This is a genomic window from Longimicrobium sp. (genome assembly GCF_048594345.1).
GTDB lineage: Bacteria > Gemmatimonadota > Gemmatimonadetes > Longimicrobiales > Longimicrobiaceae > Longimicrobium.
Genome location: NZ_JBMDXM010000219.1, coordinates 1 through 2,477, shown reverse-complemented (window position 1 = coordinate 2,477; position 2,477 = coordinate 1). Strand labels below are relative to the sequence as shown.

At 66.1% G+C, this 2,477-nt stretch carries 2 protein-coding genes; one reads left to right on the top strand and one right to left on the bottom strand.

The genetic code is table 11. The annotated features are described in order from the left end of the window. Window positions 1–263: 263 nt before the first annotated feature. Complete coding sequence (locus ACOJUJ_RS23245) at window positions 264–491, bottom strand: AbrB/MazE/SpoVT family DNA-binding domain-containing protein (RefSeq protein WP_420129307.1); 228 nt, start codon at window positions 489–491, stop codon at window positions 264–266. A 478-nt stretch (window positions 492–969) separates the two neighbouring features. On the opposite strand from ACOJUJ_RS23245, the gene ACOJUJ_RS23240 reads away from it, so the two are divergent. Further along, window positions 970–2,364: an aminotransferase class V-fold PLP-dependent enzyme gene (locus ACOJUJ_RS23240; protein WP_420129306.1), complete on the top strand. Its 1,395-nt coding sequence runs from the start codon at window positions 970–972 to the stop codon at window positions 2,362–2,364. Window positions 2,365–2,477 lie beyond the last annotated feature (113 nt).

The window sequence follows — 2,477 nt, the reverse complement described above, 5'->3', positions numbered from 1 at the left end:
GCGAGACGCCACGATTCCTCCCGGATACCTGTGGGGAAAGGGGCCACGTGCCCGCGAGAGCCATCGACCAGCTGTGCACCTCGCCGCGCGTAGCCGCAAAGCTCCGCGACGGCATACCTGGAGCTACGTGAATAACCGAGGTTAATGACGAGCACACGATTCTCTCCGGCCTCGGCCAATGCCCGAGACGACCACTGTTCTCACTGCGGATCCGGGATCAGCACGTCGAGCAGGACGTTGCTGTCGACCAGAACACCGGCCATTTATTCGCCCCGTGTGAGAGCCATGATCTCGTCAGTGGTCAGCCGGGTTGCAGCGCGGCCTCGCAGATGTTCGACAATGCGCTGACCTCGCCGGTTTTTGCCGCCGGCTTTGCGGATGGTTACCGTATCGCCATCCGTCTCGAAGCTCACTTCGGTGTTCGGGAGCAAGCCAAGCCGCTCCCGGATATCCGCCGGAATGGTGACCTGGCCCTTTGTAGTGATCCGCATCTTTCACACTCCTCTTGAAGGTAATACTTCAGAAGTAATACTCCCTTCCACAGGAGAGAAGGCTCTTGGCGTGAAATCCTCCGTGCATAGGGCGCCGACGGAGGCTGGAAGATCTTCAGGGCGTTATACCAGATCCGACAAAACTGTCATTCTGAGGGAGGCGCCGCGTAGCGCTCTCAGATCGCGCAGGAGAGTGGCGCCGACCGAAGAGTCTCTATGCTGAAACGCACGATTCTTTCCGTGACGACCAGGTTCCGGGGCGTTGCCCGGAAAGGGGTTCCGCGCGAGAGGAGGGAGATTCTTCGGTCGCGCCACTGGCTTTCGTGGCGTTCCCGAGAGTCCGACGAGGGCGCTCTCTCAGAATGACAGGTGTTTTCCCGGATTCCGTATTAGGACCAAACCCTTCCGTCCGTAGCCGTTCGCGGGTATTTTCCACGGCTTGCCGCGAACGACACCCCGCCGGAAAAAGGCCACGCCGATGGACGACGCACGGTTCGAGGAGCTGAGGAGGCGCGAGTTCAGCAGGCTGGACGCGCAGGGGCACGTGTACCTGGACTACACGGGCGCCGGGCTCTACTCCGAGAGTCAGGTGCGCGCCAACGCCGAGATGCTGTGTAGCAGCGTGCTGGGCAACCCGCACTCGCGCAACCCCACCTCGCTGGCCGCCACCACCCTGTGCGAAGACGCACGCACCCGCGTGCTGGAGTACTTCAACGCCGATCCCGACCAGTACGAGGTCGTGTTCACCCTCAACTCCAGCGGCGCGCTCAAGCTCATCGGCGAGGCGTTTCCGTGGGAGCCGGGCGGCCGCTTTCTGCTCACGGCCGACAACCACAACTCCGTCAACGGCCTGCGCGAGTTTGCCCAGGCGCACGGGGCGGACGTGCACTACATCCCCCCCGGCCCGGAACTGCGGCTGAGCGGGCTGGAGGAGTACCTGGCCGGCGCCCAGCGCGGCAAGCACAACCTGTTCGCCTTCCCCGCGCAGTCCAACTTCTCGGGGGTCAAGTACCCGCTGGACATCATCGAAGCCGCGCACGAGCACGGGTACTACGTGGTGCTGGACGCGGCCGCGTTCGTGCCCACCAACCCGCTGGACCTGCGACGGTACGCGCCGGACTTCGTCTGCATCTCGTTCTACAAGATGTTCGGCTTTCCCACGGGCGTGGGCGTGCTGCTGGCGCGCCGCAACGTGCTGGGCGAGCTGCGCCGCCCCTGGTTTGCCGGCGGCACCGTGCGCTTTGTCAGCGCGCAGAACAAGATGCACATGCAGCACGTCACGGGGCGCGCGTTCGAGGACGGCACGCTGAACTACCTGGGGATCGCGGCGGTGCCGGCGGGGCTGGACTTTCTGGACGAGATCGGCATCGAGCGCATCAACGCGCACGTGATGGGGCTGACGGAGGAGCTGCTGGGCGACATGCTGGCGCTGCGCCACGGCAACGGCGCGCCCATGGTGCGCATCTACGGTCCCGAGACCATGCAGATGCGCGGCGGCACCATCGCCTTCAACCTGCTGGATCCGGAGGGCGGGCTGGTGGATTTCCGGATGGTGGAGCAGCGCGCCAACGACGCGGGGATCTCGCTGCGCACGGGCTTTTTCTGCAACCCCGGCGCGGCCGAGTTCGCCTTTGAGTACCCGGACGCGGATGCGTTCCGCTGCATCAAGCAGCTCACGCCCGAGACGTTCAACATCCAGGTGTTCAGCGACTGCATGAGCGACCACCCGGTGGGCGCCGTCCGCGCGTCGGTGGGCATCGCCAGCAACCGCGCGGACCTGGCGCGGATGATGGAGGTGCTGTGCTCCTTCCGCGACACCGGCTGCGAGTCCGAAGCCGGCAGCGTGCTCCCCGCGCTGGCCACGGTCGACTGAGGGCCGCCATCGCCGTCCAGGCAGGCACGCGAGAAGCGGGGGGGGGGGGGGGGGGGCCCGCCCCCGGCGCGGGGGCCCCGCCCCCCCCACCACCACAGGCCCCCCCCCCCCCC

Bases quoted from the DNA above. Each gene is read 5' to 3' on its own strand.
- ACOJUJ_RS23240 (WP_420129306.1), top strand. From the start codon at position 970: ATGGACGACGCACGGTTCGAGGAGCTGAGGAGGCGCGAGTTCAGCAGG.
- ACOJUJ_RS23245 (WP_420129307.1), bottom strand. From the start codon at position 491: ATGCGGATCACTACAAAGGGCCAGGTCACCATTCCGGCGGATATCCGG.